The sequence below is a fragment of the Oerskovia sp. Root22 genome (assembly GCF_001429135.1).
Lineage (GTDB): Bacteria > Actinomycetota > Actinomycetes > Actinomycetales > Cellulomonadaceae > Oerskovia > Oerskovia enterophila.
In genome coordinates, this window is record NZ_LMIL01000011.1 from 271,676 (window position 1) to 297,225 (window position 25,550).

Below are 25,550 nucleotides of genomic sequence, written 5' to 3' on the forward strand. Positions count from 1 at the left end.
TCGGTTGTCAGAAGCGCACCGGGGTATCGACCGGCTCAGTTCTGACAACCAATCCAATGCCGGGCCCGTGGGCAGCGACGCCGTCGACGTGCAGCCCTACAGCCGCGGCACGTTGCGCAGGTTCGCCCGGGCCATCGACACGACCTCTCCCATGCCGCCGCCCAGGACCTCCTTGCTCATCGCGACCGCGAAGCCGCGCACCTGCCCGGCCGTGATGGTGGGTGGCAGGGACAGCGCGCGCGGGTCGGTCACGACGTCGACCAGGGCCGGCCCCGGGCGCGAGAGGGCCCCGCGCAGCGCGCCGCGCACGTCCTTGGCGCGCTCGACGCGCACCGACGGGATCCCGATCGCGTTCGCCACTGCGGCGTAGTCGATGTGCGGCGACTCGGTGCCGAACATGGGCAGCCCGTCGACGAGCATCTCGAGGCGCACCATCCCGAGGCTCGCGTTGTCGAACAGCACGATCTTGACGGGCAGCTCGTAGGCCTTGATCGTGATGAGCTCGCCCAGGAGCATCGAGAGCCCGCCGTCGCCGGCCATCGCGACGACCTGCCGGTCCGGCTGGGCGGCCGCGACGCCGATCGCGTGCGGCACCGCGTTGGCCATGGACCCGTGCAGGAACGACCCGATCACGCGGCGCTTGCCGTTGGGGCTGATGTACCGGGCGGCCCAGACGTTGCACATGCCCGTGTCCACGGTGAAGACCGCGTCGTCGGCGGCCTCCTGGTCCAGGAGGTCCGCGACGTACTCGGGGTGGATGGGCGAGTGCTTCTCGACGTCCTTGGTGTAGGCACCGACCACGCCCGTCATCGACTTCTCGTGCTTGGCGACCATGCCGTCGAGGAACGAGCGGTTCTTGGCCGTGCTGACGAGCGGCATGAGGAGCCGCACGGTCTCGCCCACGTCGCCGACCACGGCGACGTCGAGCCGCGTCCGCCGGCCCAGGTGCGTGGGGTCGGTGTCGACCTGGGCGGTGCGCACGGACTCGGGCAGGAACTGGTCGTACGGGAAGTCGGTGCCGAGCAGGACCAGGAGGTCGGCCTCCTGCATGGCGTCGTGCGCGGCGCCGTAGCCGAGCAGCCCGCTCATCCCGACGTCGAACGGGTTGTCGTACTGGATCCACTCCTTGCCGCGCAGCGAGTGGCCGATCGGCGCCGCGATCTTGTCGGCGAGCGCGATCACGTCGTCGTGCGCGCCGCGCGTCCCGGCACCCGCGAAGATCGTGACCTTCTTGGCCTTGTTGATCGCGTCGGCCAGCGTCTGCAGCGCGTCGGGGTCCGGGACGATCCGCGGCCTGGCCGGGTGGACCGCGACGTCGATGATCTCGGCTGCGGCGTCGAGGTCCGCGACGTCGCCGGGGATCGTCAGGACCGCGACTCCCGGGGCGCCGTACGCGTGGTGGATCGCGGAGTTGATGACGCGCGGCGCCTGCTGGGAGGACGAGATCATCTCGGAGTACACCGAGCACTCGGTGAACAGGCGGTCGGGGTGCGTCTCCTGGAAGAAGCTCGTGCCGATCTGCGCGCTGGGGATGTGGCTCGCGATCGCGAGGACGGGCACCTTGGAGCGGTTGGCGTCGTAGAGCCCGTTGATGAGGTGCAGGTTGCCCGGGCCGCACGAGCCCGCGCACACCGCGAGCTTCCCGGTGACCTCGGCCTCGGCCGCGGCGGCGAACGCCGCGGACTCCTCGTGGCGCACGTGCACCCACTCGATGCCCTTGCCCTTCCCCTTCTGGCTGCGCCGGACCGCGTCGACCACGGGGTTGAGGCTGTCGCCCACGATCCCGTAGATGCGTTCGACCCCGGCCTCGATGAGCTGGGCGACGAGCAGGTCGGCGACCGTCCTGTTCCGCTTGTCCTGGGGACGACCGAGACCGAGTGCCATGGGAGAACCTCCGCACGAGGGGAAAGGGGACCTTTCCATCGTGCGCTCGATGGCGCCCGGATGCAGCCGCTGGGGCCGTTCCGCTCGTCACGTCCGTGCGTCACAGCGCGGTGCGGACGGTCGCGCGGTCGTGCAGGGCGGTGGCCCGACGGCGCAGCTCACCTCGAGCGGTCCGCTCGCCCAGCGCGGTCGTGGCGTCGGGCGGGGTACCCGCCCCGGGGTGCCTGCCTGCGGCCGGTACGCGCACCGCCTGGGGTGCGCTCCGCCGTCGGGCGACGGCGCTCAGGCCGTCGCGGGGCCCTGCTCCGGGGCCTCGTCGTCCGGGACGTCCGCGGTCTCTGCAGCGTCGTCGCGCGGCGCGCCGCGGCGCAGGACCCGCGTCGAGGCGAGGACCGCGAGGACCGCGACGCCCGCCGCGATCATCACGACCTGGAAGCCCGCGTGCGCGCCCGCTGCGTCGATCCGCGACCCCGCGATCGACGCGCCGAACGAGACGCCCACGCCCAGGGAGGTCCCGACCCAGGCGAGCCCCTCGGTGAGCTGGTGCGGGGTCACGAGGTTCTGGACCAGAGCGTTGCCGTTGATGAGCGTCGGGGCGATCGTGAAGCCCGTGACGAACATGACGACCGCGAGCATCGGCAGCGACGTGACGACGAAGAACAGGGACACGCCCAGCGCGAGCGCGACCATGCCGATCGTGAACCGCTTCCACAGCGGCGAGACCCAGTGGCGCGCGCCGTACGCGAGACCCGAGATGAGCGAGCCCATCGCGAAGACGCCCAGGATGAGACCCGACGCCGACTTGGAGCCCTGCTCCTCGGCGAACGCGATGGTCGAGACGTCGGTCGCGCCGAAGATGAGGCCCATCGCGACGAACACGACCGCGAGCACGATCATGCCGGGCGAACGCATCGCGGAGCGGTGCTTGACCCCGGGGACCGCGGGCATGACCGGGGGTTCGGTGCGGCGCTGCGAGAGGAACCAGACGCCGCCCACCACGGCCGCGACCATGGGGACGATGATCCCGGCCGAGTCGGTGACCTCGGTCGCGAGCAGGGTTGCGAGGACGGGCCCGACGACGAAGACGAGCTCGTCGAGCGCCGACTCGAGCGAGTAGGCCGTGTGGAGCTGGCGCGGGTCGTTCACGGCATGGGTCCAGCGGGCGCGGACCATCGAGCCGTACGAGCCGATGCTCGCGCCCGCGATGATCGCGGTCGCGTAGAGCCACACCTCGGGCGCCTGGTTGACCGCCGAGAGGACGAGGCCGAGCAGGCCCAGCGTGCTCACGACGAGCATGGGGCGCATGACCTTGGCCTGGCCCACGCGGTCGACGTAGCGGGCGATCTGCGGCGAGGCGATGGCCTGCGCGATCACGTAGGCCGCGGAGACGCGCCCGGCCAGGGCGTACGAGCCGTAGATGCCCTGGATCATCAGGACGATCCCGATCCCGACCATGGACATCGGGAGCCGGGCCACGACGGCCGCGGCCGAGAAGTTCAGCGCCCCCGGCTTGCTGAGGACGACGCGGTAGGGGTTGCGGGAGTCGTCTGCCGCTGCACGGGGGGAGTCTTGGACCACCGTCTCAGTCTCCCATCGGTTGCCGCGTCGCCGAGCGTCTGCGGGGCGTGATCCTCAGCGCAGTGCCGGCCTCGACGAGGGCCCCTTCGTAGTGTCACCGCTCGACCGGACGCGCGCGAACCGCAGGCGGCCCGCATGATGAACGGGTGAGCGAGCAGACGCAGGCGATCACGATCGTCGACAACCCGGCGCAGGAGCGGTTCGAGGCGCGCACGCCCGAGGGCGACGTGGCGGGGTTCGCGGCGTACGTCCGACAACCCGGCCAGGTCGTGTTCACGCACACCGAGGTCGACGACGTCTACGCGGGCAACGGGATCGGGTCCTCGCTCGCCCGCGGCGCGCTCGACCAGGTGCGCGCGTCGGGGGACAAGGTGGTGCCGTTGTGCCCGTTCATCCGGGCGTTCGTGCAGCTCCACGAGGAGTACCAGGACCTGGTCGCGCGCTGACGCCTGCCGTCCCGTGAACGACCGAGCGGGGCGGGTCCTCGTCGGTGACGAGAGCCCGCCCCGCTCGGGGTCCGCCCGGATCAGGCGATGGTCGCGGAGAGCGCGACCTCCTGGCGCAGGTCGTGGTTCAGGTCACCCGCGGCGTCCGCCGGGGTCAGCGTGACCTCGAACTCGATGGGCGAGCCGGGCTGGTGCTTGAAGTTCTCGCCGTAGGCGACGGACTGCCCCGGCGCGAGGACGAACGGCGCCTCGCCCGAGCCCGGGGCGATCGGGGAGTCGACGACCCCGGCCGCCTCGAAGAGCGCCTTGTCGACGATGCTGTCCATGCCCTGCATGTAGGGCCAGTCGGCGTAGCGCGCGTCGACGCCCACGATCGAGTAGGTCAGCGGCAGGTCGGCGTCGCCCGTGTTGGTCAGGACGTAGTTGACGAACACGATCGGGTCGCCCGGGTTGAGGATCGGCTTGCCCGACTCGTCCGCGAACTGGCCGGTCTTCGTCGCGACCGCGGTGCTCACCTGGTAGATGTCCACGGTGAAGCCGTCGCCCTCGGCCGTGCCGAGCTTGGTGCCGACGACCTCGTTGGACGCGGCCCACGCGGGCTTGTCGCCCGTGGCGGCGGGCTCTGCCTCGGCCTCGGCCTCCTCCGCGGGGGTCTCCTCGGTGTCCGGCGTCTCGACGCTCGTCGAGGCCGAGGTGGTCTCCTCGGGGGCGGCGTCGCCCGAGCAGGCGGACAGGCCGAGGACGGCGACGAGGGCCAGGGGCAGGGCGAGAGCAGCTCGTGACGTGCGCATGGGAACTCCAGAGGATCGACGAGGGGACGCTTCGATACTAGGAGTAGAGGTCCGCGGCAGACCGTGTTTCTGATGGTGAGAAGTGCCCATGTGAGATACCCGACGGAGATCTCCGGGGCCAGGGGCTGCGCGGTGCCGTGAGGCGAGACGGAGAAGCGGTGAGGTGCCCGACGACGGCGCGCGCCGCCGTCGGGCACCTCACCCCGGGCGTCAGCCGCCCAGGGCGTCCGAGACGACCTGCTTGGCCTCGTCCTGCACCTGCGCGAGGTGCTCGGCCGAGACGAACGACTCGGCGTAGATCTTGTACACGTTCTCCGTGCCCGAGGGGCGCGCCGCGAACCACGCGTTCTCCGTGGTGACCTTGAGGCCGCCGATCGCCGCGCCGTTGCCCGGCGCCGTGGTCAGCTTCGCGGTGATCTCCTCGCCCGCGAGCGTCGTCGACGTGACCTGCTCCGGGCTGAGCCTCGCGAGCGCCGACTTCTCCTCGAGCGAGGCCGGGGCGTCGACCCGGGCGTACCAGGACTCGCCGTACTGCTCGACGAGCCGGGCGTGGTGCTGGGACGGCGTCTGGCCCGTGGTCGCGAGGATCTCCGAGGCGAGCAGCGCGAGCAGCAGGCCGTCCTTGTCCGTGGTCCACACCCCGCCGTTCGTGCGCAGGAACGAGGCGCCCGCGGACTCCTCGCCGCCGAACCCGACCGAGCCGTCGAGCAGGCCCGGCACGAACCACTTGAAGCCGACCGGCACCTCCTCGACGCGGCGACCGATCCCCGCCCCCACCCGGTCGATGAGCGACGAGGACACGAGCGTCTTGCCGATCGCGGCGTCCGGACGCCAGCCCGGACGGGCCCCGCCGTACAGGTAGTCGATCGCGACCGCCAGGTAGTGGTTGGGGTTCATGAGGCCCGCGTCCGGGGTCACGATCCCGTGGCGGTCCGAGTCCGCGTCGTTGCCCGTCGCGATGTCGAACGTCGAGGTCGCGTCCGGGTCCGTCATCTTCTGCACGAGCGAGGCCATGGCGTACGGCGACGAGCAGTCCATACGGATCTTGCCGTCCCAGTCGAGCGTCATGAAGGCCCAGCGCGGGTCGACCTGCGGGTTCACGACCGTCAGGTCCAGCCCGTAGCGCTCGCCGATCTCGCCCCAGTACTCGACCGACGCCCCGCCCAGGGGGTCGGCGCCGATCGCGACGCCCGCGCCGCGGATGGCCTCGAGGTCCAGGACCGAGGCCAGGTCGTCGACGTACGCCGTGAGGAAGTCGTGGCGGTGCGTGGTCTCGGCCGTCAGTGCGCGCTCGAGCGGGACCCTCTTGACCTGCCCGACGCCCGAGCGCAGGATCTCGTTCGCGCGGTCCGCGATCCAGCCCGTGGCCTCGGAGTCCGCGGGCCCGCCGTGCGGCGGGTTGTACTTGAAGCCGCCGTCGCGCGGGGGGTTGTGCGACGGCGTCACGACGATCCCGTCCGCGAGCTCGGGGCCCGTGGTGCGGACCCCTGCCTCGGTGGCTGCGCCGTTGTGCAGCAGGATCGACTGGGACACGGCAGGGGTCGGGGTGTAGGAGTCGCGCGCGTCGATGTACGTCTGGACGCCCGCGGCCGTGAGGACCTCGATCGCGGTCTGCCACGCAGGCAGCGACAGCGCGTGCGTGTCACGGCCGATGAAGAGAGGGCCGTCGGTGCCCTGGGCGCGCCGGTACTCGACGATCGCCGCGGTGATCGCGATGATGTGCGCCTCGTTGAACGCGTGGTCCAGGCTCGACCCGCGGTGGCCCGACGTCCCGAACACCACCTTCTGCGCCGGGTCGTCGACGTCGGGGGAGAGGTCGTAGTAGGCGCCGACCACGGCGTCCACGTCGATGAGGTCCTGGGGCTGGGCGAGGGTTCCGGCGCGGGGGTCCATGCGACGATCCTGCCACTGGTCAGGGCGTCGCGGGAGGTCTGTCCCGGGACGGGAGACCGGCGCGGCGCACGACCACGATCCGACGACGTCTCGTCAGAAACGTAGGCTGGTCACCATGTTCCCGCCCCAGGTACCCACGACCGACGTGTCCGAGCTCGACGCCGAGCGCCCCGTGCCCGAGGGCGTGGTGCTCCTCGACGTGCGCGAGCAGGACGAGTGGGACGCGGGACACGCGCCCGACGCCGTCCACATCCCCCTGGGCGAGCTGCCCGTCCGTTGGGGCGAGCTGGACCCCGAGGTCCCGATCCTCGTGATCTGCCACTCGGGCGGACGCTCGGCGCGCGCCGCGGCGTGGCTCAACCAGGGCGACTTCGACGCGACGAACCTCGACGGCGGCATGGTCGCGTGGTCGCAGCGAGGGTTCCCGGTCGAGCGGTAGGAGCCCGCCGGCCCCGCAGCCCGCTCCCACTACACTTTCCCCATGGCCAAGAACTCGACGCCCGACTTCGTGCTGCGCCCCTTCGAGGGTCTCCCCGGCGAGACCGACTGGGTCGCCCTGCGGGAGGTCGTCCCCTCGGCCTCGGCACCTGCTCGCACAACGGAGGAGTACGGTGCTCGCGACGTGCTCGTCGTGACGATCCTCCCGGCCGGCTGGGCCGCTCTGCACCGTCAGGACGGCACCATCCTCCTGGCGCTCCAGACCCTCGCGGGCTCGGGCGACACGAGCCGCGACCTCGCGTCGGTCCTGCTCGAGGCCATCGAGGCCGAGCCGGGCACGTCGATCGAGCTCGGCGAGCTGCCGGGCCCGGGTCCGCGCCTGCAGGACGTCCTGGACCTGTCGGTGCCGTTCGAGGTCACGGTCCACGACGACTTCTCGTTCTGGCTCGACCCCACCACGGACGTCACGCCGGACCTCAAGGCGTCGCTCGACCAGGCGTCGGAGTCGATCGTGCCCACGGTCAAGCTCGAGTCGGTCGAGTCGGCCTACTGGTGCTCCATGAGCCGCGAGTTCCTGCGCTGGGCCTGGCCCGTGGGCGAGGAGGCGCTGATCGACGCGATCTCGCGCCTGCACGCCAAGCGCGAGTCGGGGCTGGGCGGCGGCAAGTTCGTCGGCGCGTTCCGGTCGTCGGGCCTGCTGGTCCCCGTCTGGGAGCTGCCGCGCGGCACCGAGGCCGCAGACCTCGAGGAGCCCGCCAAGGAGCTCAAGGCGAAGATCGACGCGGCGCTCGCGGTCACCGAGCCGCTCGACGCCAACGAGCGTCGTGCGCGAGCGGGCATCGTGTCCCGCCAGGTCACGCTCCGCTGACGAGCCCCTCACCACGGGCAGCGCGCCGGCACCGCAGCAGCAGCACCACGGCACCACCCCGAGACCGACGGGCGGCGGCATCGTCGCCCCCGCCCGTCGGCCTCGGGCAGGTCACGTCCGGCGACCCGGAACCACAGACGCCAGGCTGACCGAGAGATACCTCGGCAAGAACCCGAGAACACCGTTCTCTGGGACATCCCCGTGACTTTGCCACCTGGAGTGTGGCAAACTGCGGGAAACTCTTTGCACTACTAGGCTGGATTGCGTGAACGCGGACCATCGGTCGACCGAGTCAGGACTGAACACCGGAACCACCGGGGACGTGTCGGGCGTCCCCGCCAACGGGACGCACGCGCTCCCGGTGGCGAAGACCCCGCGCCCGGCCCCGCTGCACGGCGGTTCACGGCAGAAGCAGCGCGTGGCGGTGATCATCCCCGCCAAGGACGAGGCGCGTCGCATCGCGGCCACGGTCCGGGCGGCCAAGGCCATCCCCCACGTCGACCTGGTGCTCGTCGTGGACGACGGCAGCGAGGACACCACGCAGCACGTCGCCCGCGAGGCGGGGGCCGTGGTCGTGCGCCACTCCCACAACCGCGGCAAGGCGGCAGCCATGGAGACGGGCGCAGCCGTCGTCGCGATGCGTGACGTCGCGGACCGCCCCCCGCGCCTCCTGCTCTTCATCGACGGCGACCTGGGCGAGACCGCGGTCAACACGGCCCCGCTCGTGCCCCCGGTGCTCGACGGCCTGGCGGACATGTCCATCGCCCTGCTCCCGCCGCAGCCCGGCGCGGGCGGTCGCGGGATCGTCGTGGGTGCCGCGCGTCGTGCCATCCAGTCCATGACGGGCTGGACGCCCACGCAGCCGTTGTCCGGCATGCGCTGCCTGACGCGCGAGGCCTTCGAGGCCGCGACGCCGCTGGCCCGTGGCTGGGGAGTCGAGACGGGTCTGACGATCGACCTGCTCCGCAAGGGCTACGTCGCGGTCGAGGTCCCGTGCGACCTGCGCCACCGCCCGTCCGGGTCCGACCTCAAGGGGCAGATCCACCGCGCCAACCAGTACCGCGACGTGCAGCTCGCGGTCGGGGCGCGTCGCGTCCGCAGCGCGCTCGACGCGCTCGGCGGGCACAAGCACTCCGGGAAGTAGCACGCCGCACGAGGCGCCCGGGCGGACTCCGCCCGGGCGCCTCGTCGTCTACCTGCCCGACGCCGCAGGTTCCGCCGCGTCGTCGGGCGAGCCCCCGCCGTCGGGCAGGGAGGGCAGCACGCCGGACGGCCGCGCGCCCGTCCCGGAGGACACGGTGCCCGACGGCGCCGCTCCCGTCCCGGAGACCGTCCCGCCGGCCGCGTCGGGGACCTCGCCCGGGCTTCCCGGCGTCGCGCGCAGCGCGGTGAGCACCACGAGCGGCACGGCCGCGACCAGGGCGATCATCGCGATCCGGACCCCGAAGTCGTTGACGAGCGAGCCGCTCACGCACATGACCCAGATCGCGAGGATCGCGGGCCGGAAGAGGGGCCACCCGGCCTCGGACCGTGCGAACCAGGCCGGCGTGAAGCGGCGCGGCGCGAACAGCACGAGCGCGAACCAGACCAGCACCACGAGCGTGATCCACACCGGGACCCCGCCCAGCACCGAGCGGGCCGCGTACCCGGCCTTGCGCCAGAGCATCTCCCACGCGTCGCCGTCGACCACCTGACCCACGAAGCGCCCCAGGTGCGAGCGCGCGGCAGGCGGTCGAAGCCAGTCGAGCACGCCGATCGCCGCGACGACCCCCACGCCGGCCAGGCCGATCGTGAAGAACCGCCGGAACGTCAGGCGCGCGCCCGAGGTCGCGAGCAGCAGGATCGCGAAGGTCGGGACGAGGACCAGCCCGCCGCCGAGGTCGGCCCCGAGCGTGGGCCAGACGTCGACTGCCATCGCGACCACGCCGACGACCCCGACCACGAGCGTCGCCGTGCGCCGTCGCCCACGGAGCACGAGCCACTGTGCGACCCCGGCCGCGGCGAGGACCCCCGCGACCGCGTACACCGAGAACGTCGGGTTGCCGAACCCGTAGAAGCGCGCCCCGAACGTCGGCGCCGAGCCGAGCGGGCTCGCTCGGTTGAACGGGGTGCCCAGCAGTGCGTCGAGCGTCAGCACCGCGAACGTGATGCCCGCGACCAGGGCGGGGCCCGCCCAGACGGGGCGTCGAGGAGCGAGCGCCCCGAGCCCGGCGACCACGACGGTCGAGCCGATCGACACGGCGACGGCCGCGAGCATCGGGTTCTCGAACCGCCACCACGACGTCATCGACGACACGAACGCCGCGGCGGGCAAGGACGCGAGGACCAGCGCCGCTCCCTCGGCGACCCGCCGCCCGATCCGCCAGCCCCGCGAGTCCTTGCGGCGGGCGACGGGCGCCAGCAGCAGGCAGCCGGCCGCGAGGACCAGGCCCGCGTACCCCGCGTAGTCGACGAAGTACGGGTAGATCTGCCGCCGGACCTGGTCACGTGATGTCAGGTCTGCCAGGGCGTCGGCCGCCGACGCAGCGTCGACGGGTCGGGGCGAGCCGTAGGTCATGATCGACGTGTCGATCCCTGCCGGGACCTCGACGCCCAGGGCGCCCAGGATCGTCGGGGGCACGTCGAGCAGACGGACGATCCCGTCGGAGCGGGTCGCCGAGCTCGTGAGGAACCGGGGCTGGTCGGACTCGATCGAGGCCGAGGACCGGACCATGGTGACGCCCAGCGCAGGGCGGGCGCCCGGGTTGTTGACGACGTCGACCACGAGGACCGTCGCCGAGTCCGGCACGGCGTCCAGGACCCGGCCGACCGTCGCGTCGACGCCGGCGATGAGCCCGGGCCGCTCGGCGCGATACCGGGCCGAGCGCTCGGCCGGCGTCTCGCCCGGGATCGTCTCCAGCGCTGCCGGGGTCGCGTCTCCCGCGTCGATCACGGTCAGCGCGCAGCCGAACGTGTCGTTGACCGGGGCCAGGGCGGCGGGCAGGTCCTGGTAGCGCGCGACCGTCCCGTCGCGGTCCGCGAGGGCGAGCGCCGCGCGCGGCCCGACGGCCGTCGCGCAGACGCCCGCGTCCGAGATCGCCTGGCCCAGGGTGCCGAGCTCGACGGTCCGGGACTGCGCGTCCACCATGTCCTGCCATCCCTCGACCTGGACCGAGGTCGCGGGGGTCGCCACGCGCGACGACGCGACCGTGTCGACGGGCTCGTCCGTCGAGGTCGTCGTCCCGTCGGCCGCGACCGTGGTGACAGGGGCGCACGACGTCGTGCCGTCGTCGAGCAGGAGCGGGTCGTGGCGCACGTACTGCCCTGACGAGAGCGCGAGCCACCCCGACGCAGGGCACCGGCTCGCGGCCCCCGTGGGGAGCGAGTCGCCCGCGGCGCCCGCCCCCTCGGTGAGGAGCGTGCGGAGCTCGGGGGCCGTCCCGGACGAGACGTCGGGCCAGCGCAGTCCGGACGTGCCGATCACGACGAGGCTCTCGCCCTCGGGCGCGACGGGTGCACCCGTGCCGCGACGGACCTCGTCGCCCGCGACGGCGGCGCCGCTCGTCGGCACGACGGCCGCGGCGAGCAGGAGCGAGAGGAGCAGGCCGCCGCCCACCGCGAGGATCGTGGTGGGCATGCGGCGGACCGTGCCCGAGTCGGTCGAGAGCCCCGCGATGCGCGGCGCGCGCGTCCTCGGGGAGGCCGCCGCGGATGCTGCGACGGGGACCGCGGTGGGGACCGCCGTGGCGACGGCTGCGATCGACGACTCCGAGAGGAACGAGGCCACGACGGTCGCGATCGCCACGACGACGAACATGACCGCGATGATGACGCCCGAGTCGTTGAGGACCGACCCGATCCCGGCGGCAACCACGAGCGAGACCACGAGGGACCGGAGCTGGGGCCAGGCGCGGTACGCGGCAGCGACCTCGGGCAGGCGGCAGACGTCGGGGCGAAGGGCCGCGAAGGCCGTGGCCACGACGGCCACGGTCGCGAGGACTCCGGGCACGCTCGCGACCGTCGCCCAGGCGCCTGAGGCCTTGGTCGCGATCATGCTCAGCGCGTCCCCGTCGAGGAACCGCTGGACGAACCCGCCCAGGTGGGAGCTGGTCCCCGGGATCGCCCAGTCGACGACCGACACGACCACCACCACGCCGATCGTCGCGGCCGCGACCGCGAGGATCCGCCGCACGGTGATGCGCACCTGGGCGACCAGCAGGGCGAGGATCGCGAATGCGGGGATCAGGGCGAGGATCCCGCCGAAGTCAGCGCCGAACGCGGGCCAGCCGTCGACGACCGTCGTCACGATCCCGACACCGACGACCACCGCGACGCCCGCCCGTCGCCTCCCGTGCGCCGCGAGCTGGGACGCGATGCTCCCGGCGAGCAGGAGCGCGGCGGCGCCGTAGACCGCGAACGTCATGTTGTTGAAGCCGTAGAAGCGCGCCCCGAGCACGGGGGCCGGGCCCAGGAGCGACCCCTGCTGGAGCGTCGTCCCCGTCAGTCCGTCGACCGTCAGGACGAGCCACGTGACTCCCGAGACCGCCGCCGCGAGGCGCCACGGGCTGCGCGGCAGGACCCGGCTCACGAACCACGCGACGAGGGCGACCACGACGGTCGCCACGCTCACCGAGAGGATGAGCGCGAACGTCGGCGCGGGGGAGACCCACCACCGGGCGAGCGTGCTGAGCGACGACGCGGCCGGCGCGGAGGCGACCAGGAGCAGGACGGCCGACAGGACCCGGCGGCCTCGGGGGCTCGGGGGGAGCGGCGTCGTCGGGCCGGAGGGAGATCCGGCCGCGCGCCGCTCGGCCGCCCGACGCGACCACAGCGTGGCCCCGACCGCGATCACGAGCGAACCGATGAGCAGCCCCACGAACGCCGGCATGAGGTTCGGGGCGGTGTCCGACAGGACACCGAGGTAGCGACGGTTCTCGACCGTCCGCGAGATGCTCATGCGACGGTCGTCACCCGACTCGAGCGGGGCGCCGCCCTCGAACGCGGCGGTGCTGATCCCGGCGTCGGCCGCGAGCGTCGCGGTGAGGTCCGTGAGCTGGACGAGTCCCTTGAAGCGCGTCGACTCGGACTGGAGCCAGCCGTGCTCCGAGCCTGAGGCCGTCCAGTCCACGACGACCTGCAGACCGGGCTTGGCGCCCGGGGTGTCGGCGATCCCCGCCACGAGGACGCGCGAGTCGCGCGGCAGGTCCGAGGTCAGGCGCTCCAGGACCTGGTCGAGCTCGCGCAGCGCCTCGGTCCGCTCGGGCGAGGACTCGGGCAGCTCGCCCTGGTCGATCACGACCGTGTCGCACGCCGCGAGCTCGTCCTGCGAGAGGGCGTCGAGCGTCGGGACGTAGCGGGAGACCGCGCCCGTCGAGTCCGCGAGCGTGATCGCTCCCCCCGGCCCGACCGCGGTGCTGCACACGCCCGCCGCCGCGAGCTCGGTGCCGAGCGCGCCCGGCCCGCGGGGCACCACCGCGCCCGTCTCGGGGTCGACCGTGGTGTCGGTCGGCTCCTCGACCAGGTCCTCGGGCCCGGTCGTGAGCGTGGCCCACCCCGGCACCGACGACGAGCCCACGCCCGTCCCCGCGTCGAGCGTGGGCAGGGGCTCGCAGTCGATCGTGGGCGAGATCTCCGCGGGGTCAGCCGGGTCCTCCGAGGGGACCGGCTCGACGGCCGGGGGAGCGCTCGACTCTCGCTGGCCCGCGGACAGCGTGAGCCACGCGTCGAGCGGGCACGTGACCGGGCCGGCGCCCGTGCGGACGTTGATCGACCCGACCGAGCTCGACCCGATCATGCTCCACAGGTGCGGGACCGTCGTCGGGTTGACGTCCGTCCAGCGCAGCCCGGCGACGCCGACCAGGACGGTCGGGCCCTCGGGCGAGGAATCGGTAGGGGCCTCGGTGGAGGCCGGCGACGAGGTCGCGGTAGCGGCCGCGGCGGGCAGTGCCGGGGCGACGAGCGCGCCGATCGCGAGGAGCAGCGCGGCGAACCCCCGACGACTGGTGCGACGAGGGGTCTGTGCGGGGGCCGGATTCGTCACCGGTCCAGCCTACGGGGGGTCACGTCGGCGGCCCGTCGGCGAGGCTGCGCGGCCACAGATCCTCCACGAGGTCGGCGCAGGGCGGGCGGAAGTTGCTCAGGTGGTCGGGCGGTCCGGCTCGTCGCCGTCGGGCCCGTCCGAGGCCGCACCGGTGCTCGCCTCGAGCGACACCGTCCTCGTGGGGGTCACCAGTGCCTCGTCCGGAGCGTCGGCCTTCGCCGGTGCCGGCTCCGCCAGCGGCGCCCCCGACGTGTCGCCCGACAGGTAGCGCAGCCACCCCGCGTCCGGGTCGCCCTCGATGACGAGCGCCCTCGTGAGCAGCGTGAGCGGGATCGCGAGGATCGCGCCCAGCGGGCCGATCACGAGCGTCCAGAACACGACCGAGAAGAAGCTCAGCGTGAGGCTCAGGTTGACCGCGTCGGCCACGAACTTGGGCTGCACGAGCACCTGCAGGACCACGTTGACCACGCAGTAGACCGCGACCACCCCGAGCGCGAGCGGCCAGCCGCCCACGACGAGCGCCATGACGGTCGGGGGGACCACGCCGAGCACGAACCCGATGTTCGGGATGAAGTTGGTGACGAACGCGAGGATCGCCCAGACGGCGGGCGCCGGGACCCCCATCCACCACAGGGCCAGGCCGTCGACCACGGCCACGACCGCACCGAACGTGGCGTTGACGACGAAGTAGCGGCGGACGCCCGAGTTGTAGGACGTGATCCGGGCGAGCGTCGCGGGGCGCGTCGCCCCGAAGCGGGCGTGGGCGTCCTGGTAGCGACCGGAGTCGGCAGCCATGAAGATCACGTACGCGAGCACGAAGAAGAAGGCCGTGAGCACGGTCATGGCCGTCCCGCCGACCGTGGCTGCGAGGCCCGCGATCGTGCTCGGGTCGAGCCACGACGACACCGCGTCCGCGACCTGCCCCTCGACGCCGAACGACTCGAGCCACGACGTGATCTGGTTGACGGTCTTGGCGAGGTCGTCGAGGTACTGGCCCACGAGGTTCGCGAACTGCACACCGGCGAACGCGAGCAGCGCCGCGAGCGCGCCGAGGATCAGGTAGGCGACCACGATCATCCCGGTCGTCGCGGCCCACCGCGGCCAGCCGCGCCGCTCGAGCGGCCCGCGGACGGGCTGCACGATGATCACGACGACCGCCGCGAGAGCGAGCGGGCCGAACAGACCGCGCGCGAAGTACACCCCGGCGAGCACGACCACCCCGGCGGCCAGGCTGATCAGGGTCCGGGTCGACGGCGCCAGGCCACGGTGCGGAGCGACGTCCTGCGGTGCGGTCATCTAAGGGGTGCTCCTCGGTGGTGAAGGTCGGTGCGTCAGGTCGAATGATGCCCGCAGGTCAGGCCGTGCGCACGACCAGCCCGCCCGGCTCGACCCAGGCCTCGAGCTCGACGGCCCGCCCCAGGAGGTCGCCGTCGACCTGCGCCTGCTCGCCGCCCTCGACCCGGACGCGGACGCGCTTGGCCCGCGCGTGGTCGATCCGGCCGATCTTCGCGGGCAGGTCGTTGGTCACGCCGAAGCCCTGCATGACGACGTCGCCGAAGAGCTGGGCCCAGCCCACGACCCCGCCCCGGGTGTCGATCGCGGCGATGTCGAGGATGCCGTCGTCGAGCACCGCGTCGGGCAGCAGCGTGATGCCGCCGGGCAGCTTGCCGCAGTTGCCGACCATGAGGGTCCGCAGCTTGGCCTGGACGGGCGGTGCGTCGTCGAGCTGGATCTGGGCGCGCAGGCGGCGGCCGTGCAGGTGCCGGATCCCCGCGACGAAGTACGCGACCCAGCCCACCTTGGCCTTGAGGGTCGCGTCGGCGTCGGCGACCATCGCGGCGTCGAAACCGAGCCCCGCGATGACGAGGAAGATGTGCGCGGTCTCGGTGTCCCGGCCCGCGAGCGTGCCCTCGGGCTGCTCGTCCGAGGCGGCCGAGGGGTCGGAGCCGGCGGCCGGGCCGCCGTCCCCGTCGCCTGAGGCGTCCGCGCCCGTGGCGCCGGTCCGCGCGGGGCTGCGCGCGCCGTCGTCGGGCTCCGCGTACTCCAGGACGCGCGCCCAGCCGACGTCGATGACGCGGTCCGCGCCCGCGACGACGATGCGCAGCGCCTCCTCGGGATCCGTGATGGGCAGGTCGAGGTTGCGGGCGAGCAGGTTGCCCGTGCCGATGGGGATGAGACCCATGGGCGTGCCCGTACCGACCATGGCCTCGGCGACGGCCCGGACGGTCCCGTCGCCGCCGACCGCGACCACGATGTCGGCGCCGCGCGCGAGGGCCTCGCGGGTCTGCCCGACGCCCGGGTCCTCGATCGTCGTCTCGAACCACAGGGGCTCGGGGAGGTCGGCCTCGGCGCACACCAGGCGGACCGTGCGCTCGAGGTTCGCGGCAGCGGGCTTGGACGGGTTGGCGACGAACGCGATGAGCTGGCCCGCGTCGTCGGGCGGCTCGGCGGCGACCACGGGCGGGTCGAGGCGTCGTCGGCGTCGTTGCTGGGACCAGACGGTCATCGCGACCGTGAGCGCGACGGCGGAGATGGCGACCGCCGCGACTCCCAACCACATTTCCCAACCCATGTCGGACACGGTAGCGCTCGGGGTGCCGAGGGAGACGGTCGTGCCCGCCGAAGGTGACCAACCCGACGGCGGGTCCCGGTCGTGCTCAGCGGCCGACCGATCCCCGCTCCCACGCTGCCCACAGCCGCGCGTACGGGCCGCCGGTCGCCCGCAGCTCGTCGTGCGTCCCCGACTCCACGACCCGTCCGGCGTCCATGACCACGACCCGGTCGGCCGCCGCGGCCTGGCTCAGCCGGTGCGCGATCACGACCGCGGTCCGCCCCGACAACGCGGCCCGGGCCGCCCGGTCGAGCGTCGCGGCGCCGTCGGTCCCGACCTCGGCCGTGGCCTCGTCGAGCACCACGACCGCGGGGTCCAGGAGCAGGATCCGTGCGAGCGCGAGCTGCTGGGCACGGTCCGGCGACAGGTCGAGGCCGCCCGCACCCACGGCGGTCGCGAGGCCCTCGGGCAGGTCGGCGACCCAGCCCGCCTCGACCGCGTCGAGGGCCGCGTGGAGCTCGGCGTCGCTCGCGCGGGGCGCGGCGAGCCGCAGGTCCTCGGCGAGGGTCCCGCTGAAGACGTGGACCTCCTGGCTCACCATGGCCGCGTCGGGCCGAGGCGCGGGCGGCCCGTCGGCGGAGGCCCGACGGCGTCGCCCCGGTGCCGCGCCCAGGACCTGCACGGCGCCGCGCGTCGGGCGGTGGATGCCCATCGCGAGCTTCGCGACCGACGTCTTGCCGGCCCCGGACGCCCCGACGAGCGCGACGTGCTCGCCCTCGGCGACCTCGAGGTCCACGCCCGTGAGGACCTCGCGCCCGGGGGAGTAGGCGAAGCTCACGTCCCGGAGCACGACGGCGGAGCGCGGCTCCCGGACCTCGGCGTCGCTCGCGGGACGGTCGCCCTCGGCGGGAGCCCGGTCACCTTCGGCGGAAACCCCGTCCCCTTCGGCGGGCCGTGCGGTCGCCGTCGTCACGCCCACGAGCCGCGCGAGACCGGCCCCGGCCTTCTGGATCTCGTCGAACTCGCCCAGGACCATCCCGATCGGCCCGAACAGCCGGTGGAAGTACAGTGCCGCGGCCGTCGCGGCGCCCACCGTCACGGCGTCGCCCGAGACGAGCCAGAACCCGACCGCGAGGACGGCCCCGAGCCCGATGAGCTCGGCGATGTTGAGCCGGTTGTAGAACCGGGTCAGCAGCGCGATCCCCGTCAGCGACAGGTCGATGGCCCGGATCGAGGACTGCGCCACGAGGGCCTCGTGCCGCTCGCCGTGCCCGAGCGTCGTGACGGTCGTGGCCCCCGCGACGGTCTCGATGACCTGCTCGGTGCGCTGGGCCTCGGCGACCCGCACCTCGCGGTAGACGGGACCCGAGCGGCGCAGGAACCAGCGCAGCGACACGACCTGCAGGGGAGCCGCCGCGACCGCGGCGAGCGCGAAGCGCCAGTCGAGGGCCCCGAGCCCCACGAGCGTCAGGGCGATCGTGAACACGGCCGACGTGACGGCGGGCAGGACGCCCGAGATCGCCTCGCTCACGGCGTCGACGTCCCCCGAGACGCGCGCGACGACGTCGCCGACGCCCGCCTGCTCGACCTGTTCGAGCGGCAGGTCGAGCGCGCTCGCGAGGACGTCCTCGCGCAGGTCCGCGAGCGCGCCCTCGCAGATCCGGGCGAGCAGGGTCTGTCCCAGGTAGCCGAGGATCGCGCTCAGCACGCCGGCCCCGAGGAGCAGCAGGCCGAAGCGCACGAGCTCGGAGGTCTGGCCGCCCTCGACGACGACGTTGACCATGACCCCGAGCAGCGCCGGGGTCGCGAGTCCCGCGACCGAGCCCGCCAGCAGCACCGCGACGGTCGCGGCGAAGAGCCAGCGGCGTCTCGTGAGCATGCGCCACAGCGCGGCGTTGGTCGCAGCCGTCGTGGCGACGGGCAGGATGGCCCGCGCGGGGACGGCGGGGGCATCCGGAGCGCCTGGGGCGCCCGGGAGTGCGGGAGCAGCCGGCGTGGCCGGCCCCGCCGGGTCGGCGGTCACGACGTCGCCGCTCACGAGGCCACCAGCTCACGGTCGGACCCGGCCGGGACGGCGGCGACCGCCGTGACGACCTCGTTGCACACGGCCAGGAGCGTCGGGCTCGAGGTCACCAGCACGAGGGCGCGCTCGGGGAAGCCTCGCAGCGCGGCGGCGATCCGGGCCTCGGTCACGCTGTCGACCGCGGTCGTGGGGTCGTGCAGCACGAGCACGGGCTCGGGCCGGTGCAGCGCTCGGCCCAGGACGAGCCGTTGGCGCTGCCCGCCGGACAGGTGCTGGCCGCGGCCGACCAGCGGGGTGTCGAGGCCCTCGGCGAGGTGCCCGAGCACCTCTCCGGTCCCCGAGGCGTCGAGCGCGCGCTCGTCGAGGCGTCCGTCGGGCGCGAGGTTCTCGCGCACGGTCGTGCTGAACAGCGAGGCCTCGTGCCGGGCCGCGAACACGAGCGCACGCCCGGTCGACGGGTCGAGCGTGGCGAGGTCGGTCCCGTTCACGACGACGGCTCCGGGTGGGGCGGGTGCGCGGCACCCGAGGACGTCGACGAGCCGGCCGGCGTCGCCGCCGTCGGGCACCACGATGCCCACGACCTGGCCCGCCCGGGCCGTGACGCGAGGCACGACGGAGCCGCCGAAGGCGCCCGCGATCGTCACGGTCGCGGCCCCCTCGGTGCGCGCCGCGGCGCGTGCGACGGCCCCGTCCACAGGGCTGTGGACGGTCGGCTCGCCGAGCAGGAGCAGCAGACGGCGCGCGGAGGCGCGCTTCTGCGCGAGCTCGACGCCCAGGAAGCCCGTCCGGGACATGGGTTCCTGGACGAACTGCGCGAGGCCGACGACGGCCACGAGCTCGCCCACGGTGATCTGCCCGGCGAGCGCCATGCGGCCGGCGAAGAGCGCGACCGCCGCGAGGAAGACGACCGAGAGCACGGTGCTCACGGCCTGGTACGCGGCCCGGGAACGCACGGCGCGCAGCGCGGCACCGAGCGAGTCGCGGCTCGCGCGCCGGTAGCGGTCGGCCGCGGCCTCCTCGGCGCCCAGGCCCTTGAGGACGCGCAGGCCAGTGACGAGGTCGGTCGCGAGGCCGCCGGCGCGCGCCGCGGCCTCCTGCTCGGTCTCGCTGCGGGCCTCGAGCGGCACCGAGAGCCGGTGCATCACGAGCAGCATCACGGGGGTCGCAACGAGGACCGCGATCCCGAGCGGCACCGAGACGAGCAGGAGGCTCACGGCGGTCGTGCCGATCGCGGCGAGCGCGCCGAGCTGACCCGTGACGAGCCACGAGATCCCCGCGACGCGGTTGGTGTCGGAGGACGCGATGGTCAGGGTCTCGCCCGCGGCGCGCCGCCGGGCCATGCCGAGCGGGTCCAGCACGCGCGCGACCGTGAGCTGGCGCAGGTCGTGCGCCGCGAACGAGAAGGCGCGCACGGTCGAGCGCATGCCGATCCGCCACGCCATGGTCAGGACGACGAAGACGGCGGCGAGCACGGCGAGCCACAGGCCGAGCGCGGCGCCGTCGCGCGGCACGATCGCGCGGTCCACGACCACGCCGATCAGCACGGGCACGAGCGCCTCGGTGACCTGGTGGAGCATGAAGCCGCCCGCGCCCACGGTCAGCAGGAGCCAGCGCCGGTTGCCGGCGAGCACGAGGCGGAAGATCCCGCCGACGGTCGTCGGCACGGCGACGCCGTTCCCGCGGGCGGGGCGTGGTCGCCGGTCCGGGCGTGCAGGACGGCGGAGACGGGGAGGCATGCTTGCTAAGGTAATGCTTACCTTCCTGTGCCGATGTGGGATAGCCTGCCGGATCATGTCGCTCATCGGCCAGGCGCCTCCCTCCGTCCCGTTCGTCCCGATCGCCATGCCCGACGATGCCTGCCCCGCGGCTGCCCAGCAGGCCGAGGACGCCGCGATCGTGGCCGCGGCCCGCGAGGTCCGGTCGGTCTCGACGTCCCACTTCCCGCCCAGCACGCCGGGTCTGTGGCCCGTGCACGTGCACGCGTTCCACGAGCTCCTGTGGGGCACGCAGGGCGTGCTCACGGTCGAGACCGAGCACGGCTTCTTCGCGGTCCCGCCGACGATCGGGCTGTGGATCCCGGCGGGCGTCGCGCACGCGGTCCAGACCGCGGGCGGCACGGGGTTCTACTGCACCTACGTCGACGCGGACCTGTCGGTGCCGTCGACCGAGAGGGCGGCCGAGCGGCACGCCGAGCGGCCCGCGCGGCCGGCGCGGCCAGCGCGGCCAGGGGCGCCCGTCCCCGCTGCCCCCGCGGAGGGCACGTTCGTCGCGGTCCTCGACCGCGCGCACCGCACGACCGCGGTCGCGGTCCCTCCGGCGGCGCGCGAGCTCATGGTCCACCTGTTCAGGAACGACATGGACCCCGCGGCCCGACGGCGCAGCGAGCGTGTCGTGGTCGACCTCCTGTCTCCCGTGGACGTCACGCCCATGGTGCTGCCCATGCCCTCGGACGCGCGCCTCGAGTCGGTCGCCCGACGTCTGCTCGACGACCCGGCTGACACGCGTTCCCTCGAGGCGTGGGCGCGCGAGGTGTCGGTGAGCGTGCGCAACTTCTCGCGCCTGTTCCATCGCGAGACGGGCATGACGTTCGCGCAGTGGCGCATCCACGCGCGGGTCCGGGTCGCGATCGGGCTGCTCGCGGGCGGCATGCCCGTCGGGACCGTGAGCCGCCGGGTGGGCTACCGGACGCCGAGCGCGTTCGTGCAGTCCTTCCGCAGGGTCCTCGGCCACACCCCGGGCTGGTACGTCGCGTCGGTCAAGGCCGATGCGGAACATCCCCTGGCCTCTGGCAGCGACGATCGGCCATCTGCCGCGCTCCCGACGTGGTTAGGGTAGGGATACCTAACTGCCTCTGACGGGGACCGTCGCGTCGCCGTCGTCTGCCCGGGAGACCTCGTGACCCTCGTCCTGACCGCCCGCCCCGACACCCCTGTGGACGCGACGTCCACCCCGGTCGGTGACGACCAGTGGCAACGGGTCGTCGCCGCGATCACGCGCCGTGACTTCCTCATCGGCGCCGGGGCGCTCACGGTCGCGGGGCTCCTCGCGGCGTGCGGCGACGGGTCGGGCCAGGCGGCGGGCACACCTGCCGCGGGCGGCGAGACCATGCCGTTCGAGCACGACGGCTACCGCACGGACCTGCCCCTGCACCCCGAGCGGGTCGTGGTCCTGGAGGCCCGGGCGGGCCTCGAGTTCGCGCTCCTCGCCGGGCTGCCGATCGTGGCCACCGAGTGGTCCGACGAGAGCCACCTCATGGCGCACCTGCCCGCGGGGGTCGAGCGCCTGGGTGGGTCCAACATCGAGCCCAACGCCGAGTCGATCCTGTCCCACTCGCCCGACATGCTCGTGGTCGGCGCGGGGTGGTGGAACTACTACCAGGAGAACGAGCTGCTGGCCGAGGGCATCGCGCCCGTCCTCGTCGTCGGTGACGACGACCCCGACTGGAAGGCGTCGCTGCGCCGCCAGCTCGCCGCGTTCGGGCGCGAGCAGCAGGCGATCGAGGCGATCGACGCCTACGACGCCACGGTCGCCGACGTCTCGGCCGAGATCGCCCCGCTCGTGACCGGCCGCAAGGTCGTCATCGCGGGTGCCGACGAGGAGGGCTTCTGGATCCAGGAGCCCGACAGCTTCTGCTCGGGCATCGCCCGCGACGTCGGCATGGACCTCGTGCTCCCGGCCGCCGGGCAGAGCAACGGCTCTGTCCAGCGGTTCTCGTTCGAGAACCTCGACCTCTTCCACGACGCCGACCTGGTCGTCCTCCAGAACCCCGACGACCCGGCGGCGTCCAACCCCGCGTGGCTCGCCGTGCCCGCCGTCCAGGCGGGCCGCGTGGCCGAGCTCCGCTACGACCGCAACTTCGGGCTCGCCCTGACGGCCCAGGTCTTCGCCGAGGACCTGCGCGAGGCCGCGCGCCTGCTCTGACCTCGGCGCCGAGGGCGCCCGGCGCCCACGGCCCTCCACGCCCGCGACCGCGGGCTCCCACGACAGCTCCGTCCTCGCCGCGACCCCGCGGCCACCCGAACCAGGAAGTCCCATGACCACACGCACCACCCGCCGGTCCACCCTGCTCGCGACCGCCTCGGCCGCCACGCTCGCCCTGCTCCTGGGCGCGTGCGCGTCGGGGACCGACGCCGGGGACAGCGGCGGCACGAGCGGCGCCGACACGAACGATGCCGGGACCCGCACGGTCCAGAGCGCGTTCGGCGAGACCACGATCCCGGCCGACCCGCAGGCCGCGCTCGGGGTGTACACGACCGACCTCGACATGCTCATCACCCTGGGCATCCCGCTCGCGGGGTCGCAGCCCATCCGCTCGCAGGGGTACACGACCTTCCCGTCGTTCTTCGACCAGGACGCGCTCGCGGGCATCAAGTCGTTCGAGAACTTCCCCGAGTACAACTACGAGGAGATCCTCGCGGCCCAGCCGGACGTGATCCTCAACGGTCTGGGCTACGACGACGAGCTCGTGACCAAGCTCCCCGACATCGCCCCGACCTACAGCTTCAACGGGTTCGACGGCCGCGACTGGCGCGAGAGCTTCGCCGAGGTCGCGGAGGCGTTCGACAGGGTCGAGGAGCACGACGCCTGGACCGCGAGGTACCAGGCCAAGGTCGACGACGTGAAGGCCCGCCTCGCCGAGGCCGGCATCGACCCGGTCGTCGCCCCCGTGGGCTACGGCGACGGGGAGATCATCGTGTCCTGCTACGGCACGCCCTGCCTGGTCTTCAAGGACCTGGGCCTGAAGATCTCGCCGCTCGTCGAGCCCGAGGAGGGCACGACGCTCGGCACCGAGCAGCTCGAGCAGCTCGCGGGCATCGACTGGGCCTTCACCTCGACCGCGCCGGACGAGAAGACGGGCGAGCTCGACGACCCGTTCGCCGAGCTCGCGGGCAACGGCCTGTGGGCCGCGCTGCCGTTCGTCACGAACCAGAACGTCGCGGTCCACGACCTCGAGATGGTCTACGGGTCGCCCAGCGGCCAGTACGCGTTCCTCGAGGTCGTCGAGAAGGCGCTGCTGCCGTGATGCGCATCCACCGGGCCGAGGTCGTGGCGGTCGAGCGCCTGACCCCGGGCATGATCCGGGTCACGCTGGGCGGCGAGGGGCTCGCGGACTTCGAGTCGACGGGCGTGGGCGACGAGTACCTGCGCGTCTTCCTGCCCACGCCGGGCGAGGCCGAACCCGTCCTGCCGTTCGCGACCGAGGACTCGTGGGACTACCCCGAGGGCGTCCAGGCGTCACCCATGCGGACCTACACGGTCCGCGCGGTGCCCGCGCCGGGCCTGGTCGTGATCGACTTCGTCGTGCACGACGGGGGAGTCGCCGCGACCTGGGCCCAGCAGGCGAAGCCGGGCGACGTCGTCGGGCTGAACTCCCCCCGCGGGCTGTACGACCCGCCCGCGGACCTCGCGTGGCAGATCCTCCTCGCGGACGCGACGGGCCTGCCCGCGGTCGGCCGACTGATCGAGCAGGCCCCGGCGGGCGTGCGCACGCGCGTCGTCGTCGAGGTCCCCGACGCGGGCCACCGCCAGTCCTTCCCCGTGAACCCCGACGTCGACATCGCGTGGGTCTACGGCGGCAACGGCCACGGCCCGTGCCGGCTCGAGGAGATCCTGCGGAGCATCGACCTGCCCGACGGCGTCGGGTACGTCTGGTTCGCGGGCGAGACCAAGGTGCTGCGCGCCGTCCGCAAGTACCTGCGCCACGAGCGCGGGCTGCCCGTCACGGCCTACAAGACCATCGGGTACTGGACCGCGGGGGCCGAGGAGTGGGAGGAGCGCTGGGAGAACCTCGACCCGAGCGTCAAGGCGTGGATCGACTCCCTGTGGGCCGACGAGGAGCGTGACGAGGAAGAGATCACCGACGCGTACTTCGACAAGCTCGAGTCGTTGGGGCTGTGAGATGACGACGACCGAACGGGCCCCCGCAGGGGCCGGCGCCCCGCCGGCCTCGTCGGCAGCCCCCGCCCCGGCCGCCGACAGGGCGCCCGGCCTCGCCGCGACCAACGCGTCGCGGACCGCGTGGCTGCTCGTCGCCGTCGGGGTCCTGGTCCTGATGCTCTTCGTGAGCCTCGCGGTGGGCTCCAAGACGATCCCGCTGCCCTCGGTGTGGTCCGCGCTGGTCGGAGCGCCCGGCGCGGACCCGAACGACGTGGTCATCCTGCGCGACCTGCGCCTGCCCCGCACGGCCCTCGGCCTGCTGGTCGGCGTCGCGCTCGGGCTCTCGGGTGCGCTGATCCAGGCCCTGACGCGCAACCCGCTCGCCGACCCCGGCATCCTGGGCGTCAACGCGGGCGCGGGCTTCGCCGTGGTACTTGGGGTCGCGACGTTCGGCGTCGTCAACATCCAGCAGTACATCTGGTTCGCGTTCCTCGGGGCGATCGTCACGACGGTCGTCGTGTACCTCATCGGCTCGCTCGGACGCGGGGGCGCGACGCCCGTCCGGCTCACGCTCGCCGGGATCTCGATCGGCGCGGTGCTGGGCGGGATCTCGTCGGGGATCACGCTGCTCAACCCGCAGGTCTTCGACAAGATGCGCTACTGGGGAGCGGGCACGCTCAGCAACCGCTCGTGGGAGATGGTCGGGACGGTCACGCCGTTCATCCTCGTGGGGGTCGTGCTCGCGGTCGTCGCGGCGCGCCCGCTCAACGCGGTCGCGCTGGGTGACGACCTGGCCCGGTCCCTCGGCGCCCACATCAACCGGACCCGCACGATCGTCGTGATCGCCGTGACGCTCCTGTGCGGGGCCGCGACGGCCGCCGCGGGCCCCATCGGGTTCGTGGGGCTCATGGTCCCGCACGTCGCGCGCTGGATCGTGGGCCCGGACCAGCGGTGGATCCTGTCCTACACGCTCGTCCTGTCGCCCGTCCTGCTCCTGGTGTCCGACGTCGCAGCGCGCCTGGTCCTGCGGCCCGCCGAGCTGCAGGTCGGCATCGTCACGGCGTTCATCGGCGCCCCCGTCCTCATCTGGCTCGTGCGACGCAGGCAGGTGAGCGGGCTGTGACGGCTCCCGTGCAGACCCCGCTCCCCGGGGGGCCCGACGTCTCGGGCACCTCCCCGGCA

At 73.5% G+C, this 25,550-nt stretch carries 18 protein-coding genes; 9 read left to right on the forward strand and 9 right to left on the reverse strand.

Annotated elements, in window-relative coordinates; genetic code table 11:
- Nucleotides 1-96: 96 nt before the first annotated feature.
- Nucleotides 97-1,884, reverse strand: coding sequence for a pyruvate dehydrogenase (locus ASE15_RS16670; protein ID WP_056764525.1), 1,788 nt, complete (start codon nt 1,882-1,884; stop codon nt 97-99).
- Between the two features lie 282 nt (nt 1,885-2,166).
- Nucleotides 2,167-3,462 (reverse strand): MFS transporter, encoded by a 1,296-nt coding sequence (locus ASE15_RS16675; RefSeq protein WP_056764527.1) that lies wholly within the window; start codon nt 3,460-3,462, stop codon nt 2,167-2,169.
- Between the two features lie 146 nt (nt 3,463-3,608).
- On the opposite strand from ASE15_RS16675, the gene ASE15_RS16680 reads away from it, so the two are divergent.
- Entirely contained in the window at nt 3,609-3,908 is a 300-nt protein-coding gene (locus tag ASE15_RS16680; RefSeq protein ID WP_068623464.1) for a GNAT family N-acetyltransferase, read from the forward strand.
- An 80-nt stretch (nt 3,909-3,988) separates the two neighbouring features.
- Here ASE15_RS16680 and ASE15_RS16685 read toward each other — a convergent pair whose 3' ends face one another.
- Entirely contained in the window at nt 3,989-4,699 is a 711-nt protein-coding gene (locus ASE15_RS16685; RefSeq protein ID WP_056764529.1) for a hypothetical protein, read from the reverse strand.
- Nucleotides 4,700-4,909: 210 nt separating this feature from the next.
- Nucleotides 4,910-6,592, reverse strand: a complete 1,683-nt coding sequence (gene pgm / locus ASE15_RS16690; protein ID WP_056764531.1) for a phosphoglucomutase (alpha-D-glucose-1,6-bisphosphate-dependent) — start codon at nt 6,590-6,592, stop codon at nt 4,910-4,912.
- A 115-nt stretch (nt 6,593-6,707) separates the two neighbouring features.
- Between pgm and ASE15_RS16695 the strand changes: the two genes are divergently transcribed.
- The 3 genes from ASE15_RS16695 (at nt 6,708) to ASE15_RS16705 (ending at nt 9,042) form a co-directional block, all read left to right on the forward strand.
- Complete coding sequence (locus ASE15_RS16695; RefSeq protein ID WP_056652836.1) at nt 6,708-7,031, forward strand: rhodanese-like domain-containing protein; 324 nt, start codon at nt 6,708-6,710, stop codon at nt 7,029-7,031.
- 42 nt (nt 7,032-7,073) lie between these two features.
- Nucleotides 7,074-7,898: a DUF5926 family protein gene (locus tag ASE15_RS16700; RefSeq protein WP_056764533.1), complete on the forward strand. Its 825-nt coding sequence runs from the start codon at nt 7,074-7,076 to the stop codon at nt 7,896-7,898.
- Between the two features lie 265 nt (nt 7,899-8,163).
- Nucleotides 8,164-9,042, forward strand: coding sequence for a glycosyltransferase (locus ASE15_RS16705; protein WP_369800633.1), 879 nt, complete (start codon nt 8,164-8,166; stop codon nt 9,040-9,042).
- Between the two features lie 48 nt (nt 9,043-9,090).
- Here ASE15_RS16705 and ASE15_RS16710 read toward each other — a convergent pair whose 3' ends face one another.
- The 5 genes from ASE15_RS16710 to ASE15_RS16730 all read right to left on the reverse strand — a co-directional run bounded on the left by ASE15_RS16710 (nt 9,091) and on the right by ASE15_RS16730 (nt 20,227).
- The gene (locus tag ASE15_RS16710; protein ID WP_056764535.1) at nt 9,091-13,917 is read right to left on the reverse strand and encodes a hypothetical protein; all 4,827 of its coding nucleotides are present in this window, start codon (nt 13,915-13,917) and stop codon (nt 9,091-9,093) included.
- Between the two features lie 96 nt (nt 13,918-14,013).
- Complete coding sequence (locus ASE15_RS16715; RefSeq protein WP_082609039.1) at nt 14,014-15,213, reverse strand: AI-2E family transporter; 1,200 nt, start codon at nt 15,211-15,213, stop codon at nt 14,014-14,016.
- A gap of 58 nt (nt 15,214-15,271) precedes the next feature.
- Nucleotides 15,272-16,489 (reverse strand): diacylglycerol kinase family protein, encoded by a 1,218-nt coding sequence (locus ASE15_RS16720; protein WP_056764762.1) that lies wholly within the window; start codon nt 16,487-16,489, stop codon nt 15,272-15,274.
- An 85-nt stretch (nt 16,490-16,574) separates the two neighbouring features.
- The gene (locus ASE15_RS16725) at nt 16,575-18,506 is read right to left on the reverse strand and encodes an ABC transporter ATP-binding protein (protein WP_235534503.1); all 1,932 of its coding nucleotides are present in this window, start codon (nt 18,504-18,506) and stop codon (nt 16,575-16,577) included.
- Nucleotides 18,503-20,227, reverse strand: coding sequence for an ABC transporter ATP-binding protein (locus ASE15_RS16730; protein ID WP_082618528.1), 1,725 nt, complete (start codon nt 20,225-20,227; stop codon nt 18,503-18,505). Before ASE15_RS16730 ends, ASE15_RS16725 begins: the two co-directional genes overlap by 4 nt.
- A gap of 55 nt (nt 20,228-20,282) precedes the next feature.
- On the opposite strand from ASE15_RS16730, the gene ASE15_RS21580 reads away from it, so the two are divergent.
- The 5 genes from ASE15_RS21580 (at nt 20,283) to ASE15_RS16755 (ending at nt 25,491) form a co-directional block, all read left to right on the forward strand.
- A complete protein-coding gene (locus tag ASE15_RS21580; RefSeq protein WP_235534504.1) occupies nt 20,283-21,326 on the forward strand; it encodes an AraC family transcriptional regulator in 1,044 nt (347 codons plus the stop codon).
- Between the two features lie 60 nt (nt 21,327-21,386).
- Entirely contained in the window at nt 21,387-22,412 is a 1,026-nt protein-coding gene (locus tag ASE15_RS16740) for an ABC transporter substrate-binding protein (protein ID WP_056764538.1), read from the forward strand.
- A 112-nt stretch (nt 22,413-22,524) separates the two neighbouring features.
- Complete coding sequence (locus ASE15_RS16745; RefSeq protein WP_056652821.1) at nt 22,525-23,514, forward strand: ABC transporter substrate-binding protein; 990 nt, start codon at nt 22,525-22,527, stop codon at nt 23,512-23,514.
- Nucleotides 23,514-24,389 (forward strand): siderophore-interacting protein, encoded by an 876-nt coding sequence (locus tag ASE15_RS16750; protein WP_056764540.1) that lies wholly within the window; start codon nt 23,514-23,516, stop codon nt 24,387-24,389. The genes ASE15_RS16745 and ASE15_RS16750 overlap by 1 nt, the downstream gene beginning before the upstream one ends.
- A 1-nt stretch (nt 24,390) precedes the next feature.
- The gene (locus ASE15_RS16755; protein WP_056764542.1) at nt 24,391-25,491 is read left to right on the forward strand and encodes an iron chelate uptake ABC transporter family permease subunit; all 1,101 of its coding nucleotides are present in this window, start codon (nt 24,391-24,393) and stop codon (nt 25,489-25,491) included.
- Nucleotides 25,492-25,550: the final 59 nt, after the last annotated feature.

Coding starts and splice junctions, on each gene's coding strand:
- ASE15_RS16700 (WP_056764533.1), top strand. CDS start 7,074: ATGGCCAAGAACTCGACGCCCGACTTCGTGCTGCGCCCCTTCGAGGGT.
- ASE15_RS21580 (WP_235534504.1), top strand. CDS start 20,283: ATGTCGCTCATCGGCCAGGCGCCTCCCTCCGTCCCGTTCGTCCCGATC.
- pgm (WP_056764531.1), bottom strand. CDS start 6,592: ATGGACCCCCGCGCCGGAACCCTCGCCCAGCCCCAGGACCTCATCGAC.
- ASE15_RS16695 (WP_056652836.1), top strand. CDS start 6,708: ATGTTCCCGCCCCAGGTACCCACGACCGACGTGTCCGAGCTCGACGCC.
- ASE15_RS16685 (WP_056764529.1), bottom strand. CDS start 4,699: ATGCGCACGTCACGAGCTGCTCTCGCCCTGCCCCTGGCCCTCGTCGCC.
- ASE15_RS16745 (WP_056652821.1), top strand. CDS start 22,525: ATGACCACACGCACCACCCGCCGGTCCACCCTGCTCGCGACCGCCTCG.
- ASE15_RS16715 (WP_082609039.1), bottom strand. CDS start 15,213: ATGACCGCACCGCAGGACGTCGCTCCGCACCGTGGCCTGGCGCCGTCG.
- ASE15_RS16670 (WP_056764525.1), bottom strand. CDS start 1,884: ATGGCACTCGGTCTCGGTCGTCCCCAGGACAAGCGGAACAGGACGGTC.
- ASE15_RS16755 (WP_056764542.1), top strand. CDS start 24,391: ATGACGACGACCGAACGGGCCCCCGCAGGGGCCGGCGCCCCGCCGGCC.
- ASE15_RS16720 (WP_056764762.1), bottom strand. CDS start 16,489: ATGGGTTGGGAAATGTGGTTGGGAGTCGCGGCGGTCGCCATCTCCGCC.
- ASE15_RS16730 (WP_082618528.1), bottom strand. CDS start 20,227: ATGCCTCCCCGTCTCCGCCGTCCTGCACGCCCGGACCGGCGACCACGC.
- ASE15_RS16750 (WP_056764540.1), top strand. CDS start 23,514: ATGCGCATCCACCGGGCCGAGGTCGTGGCGGTCGAGCGCCTGACCCCG.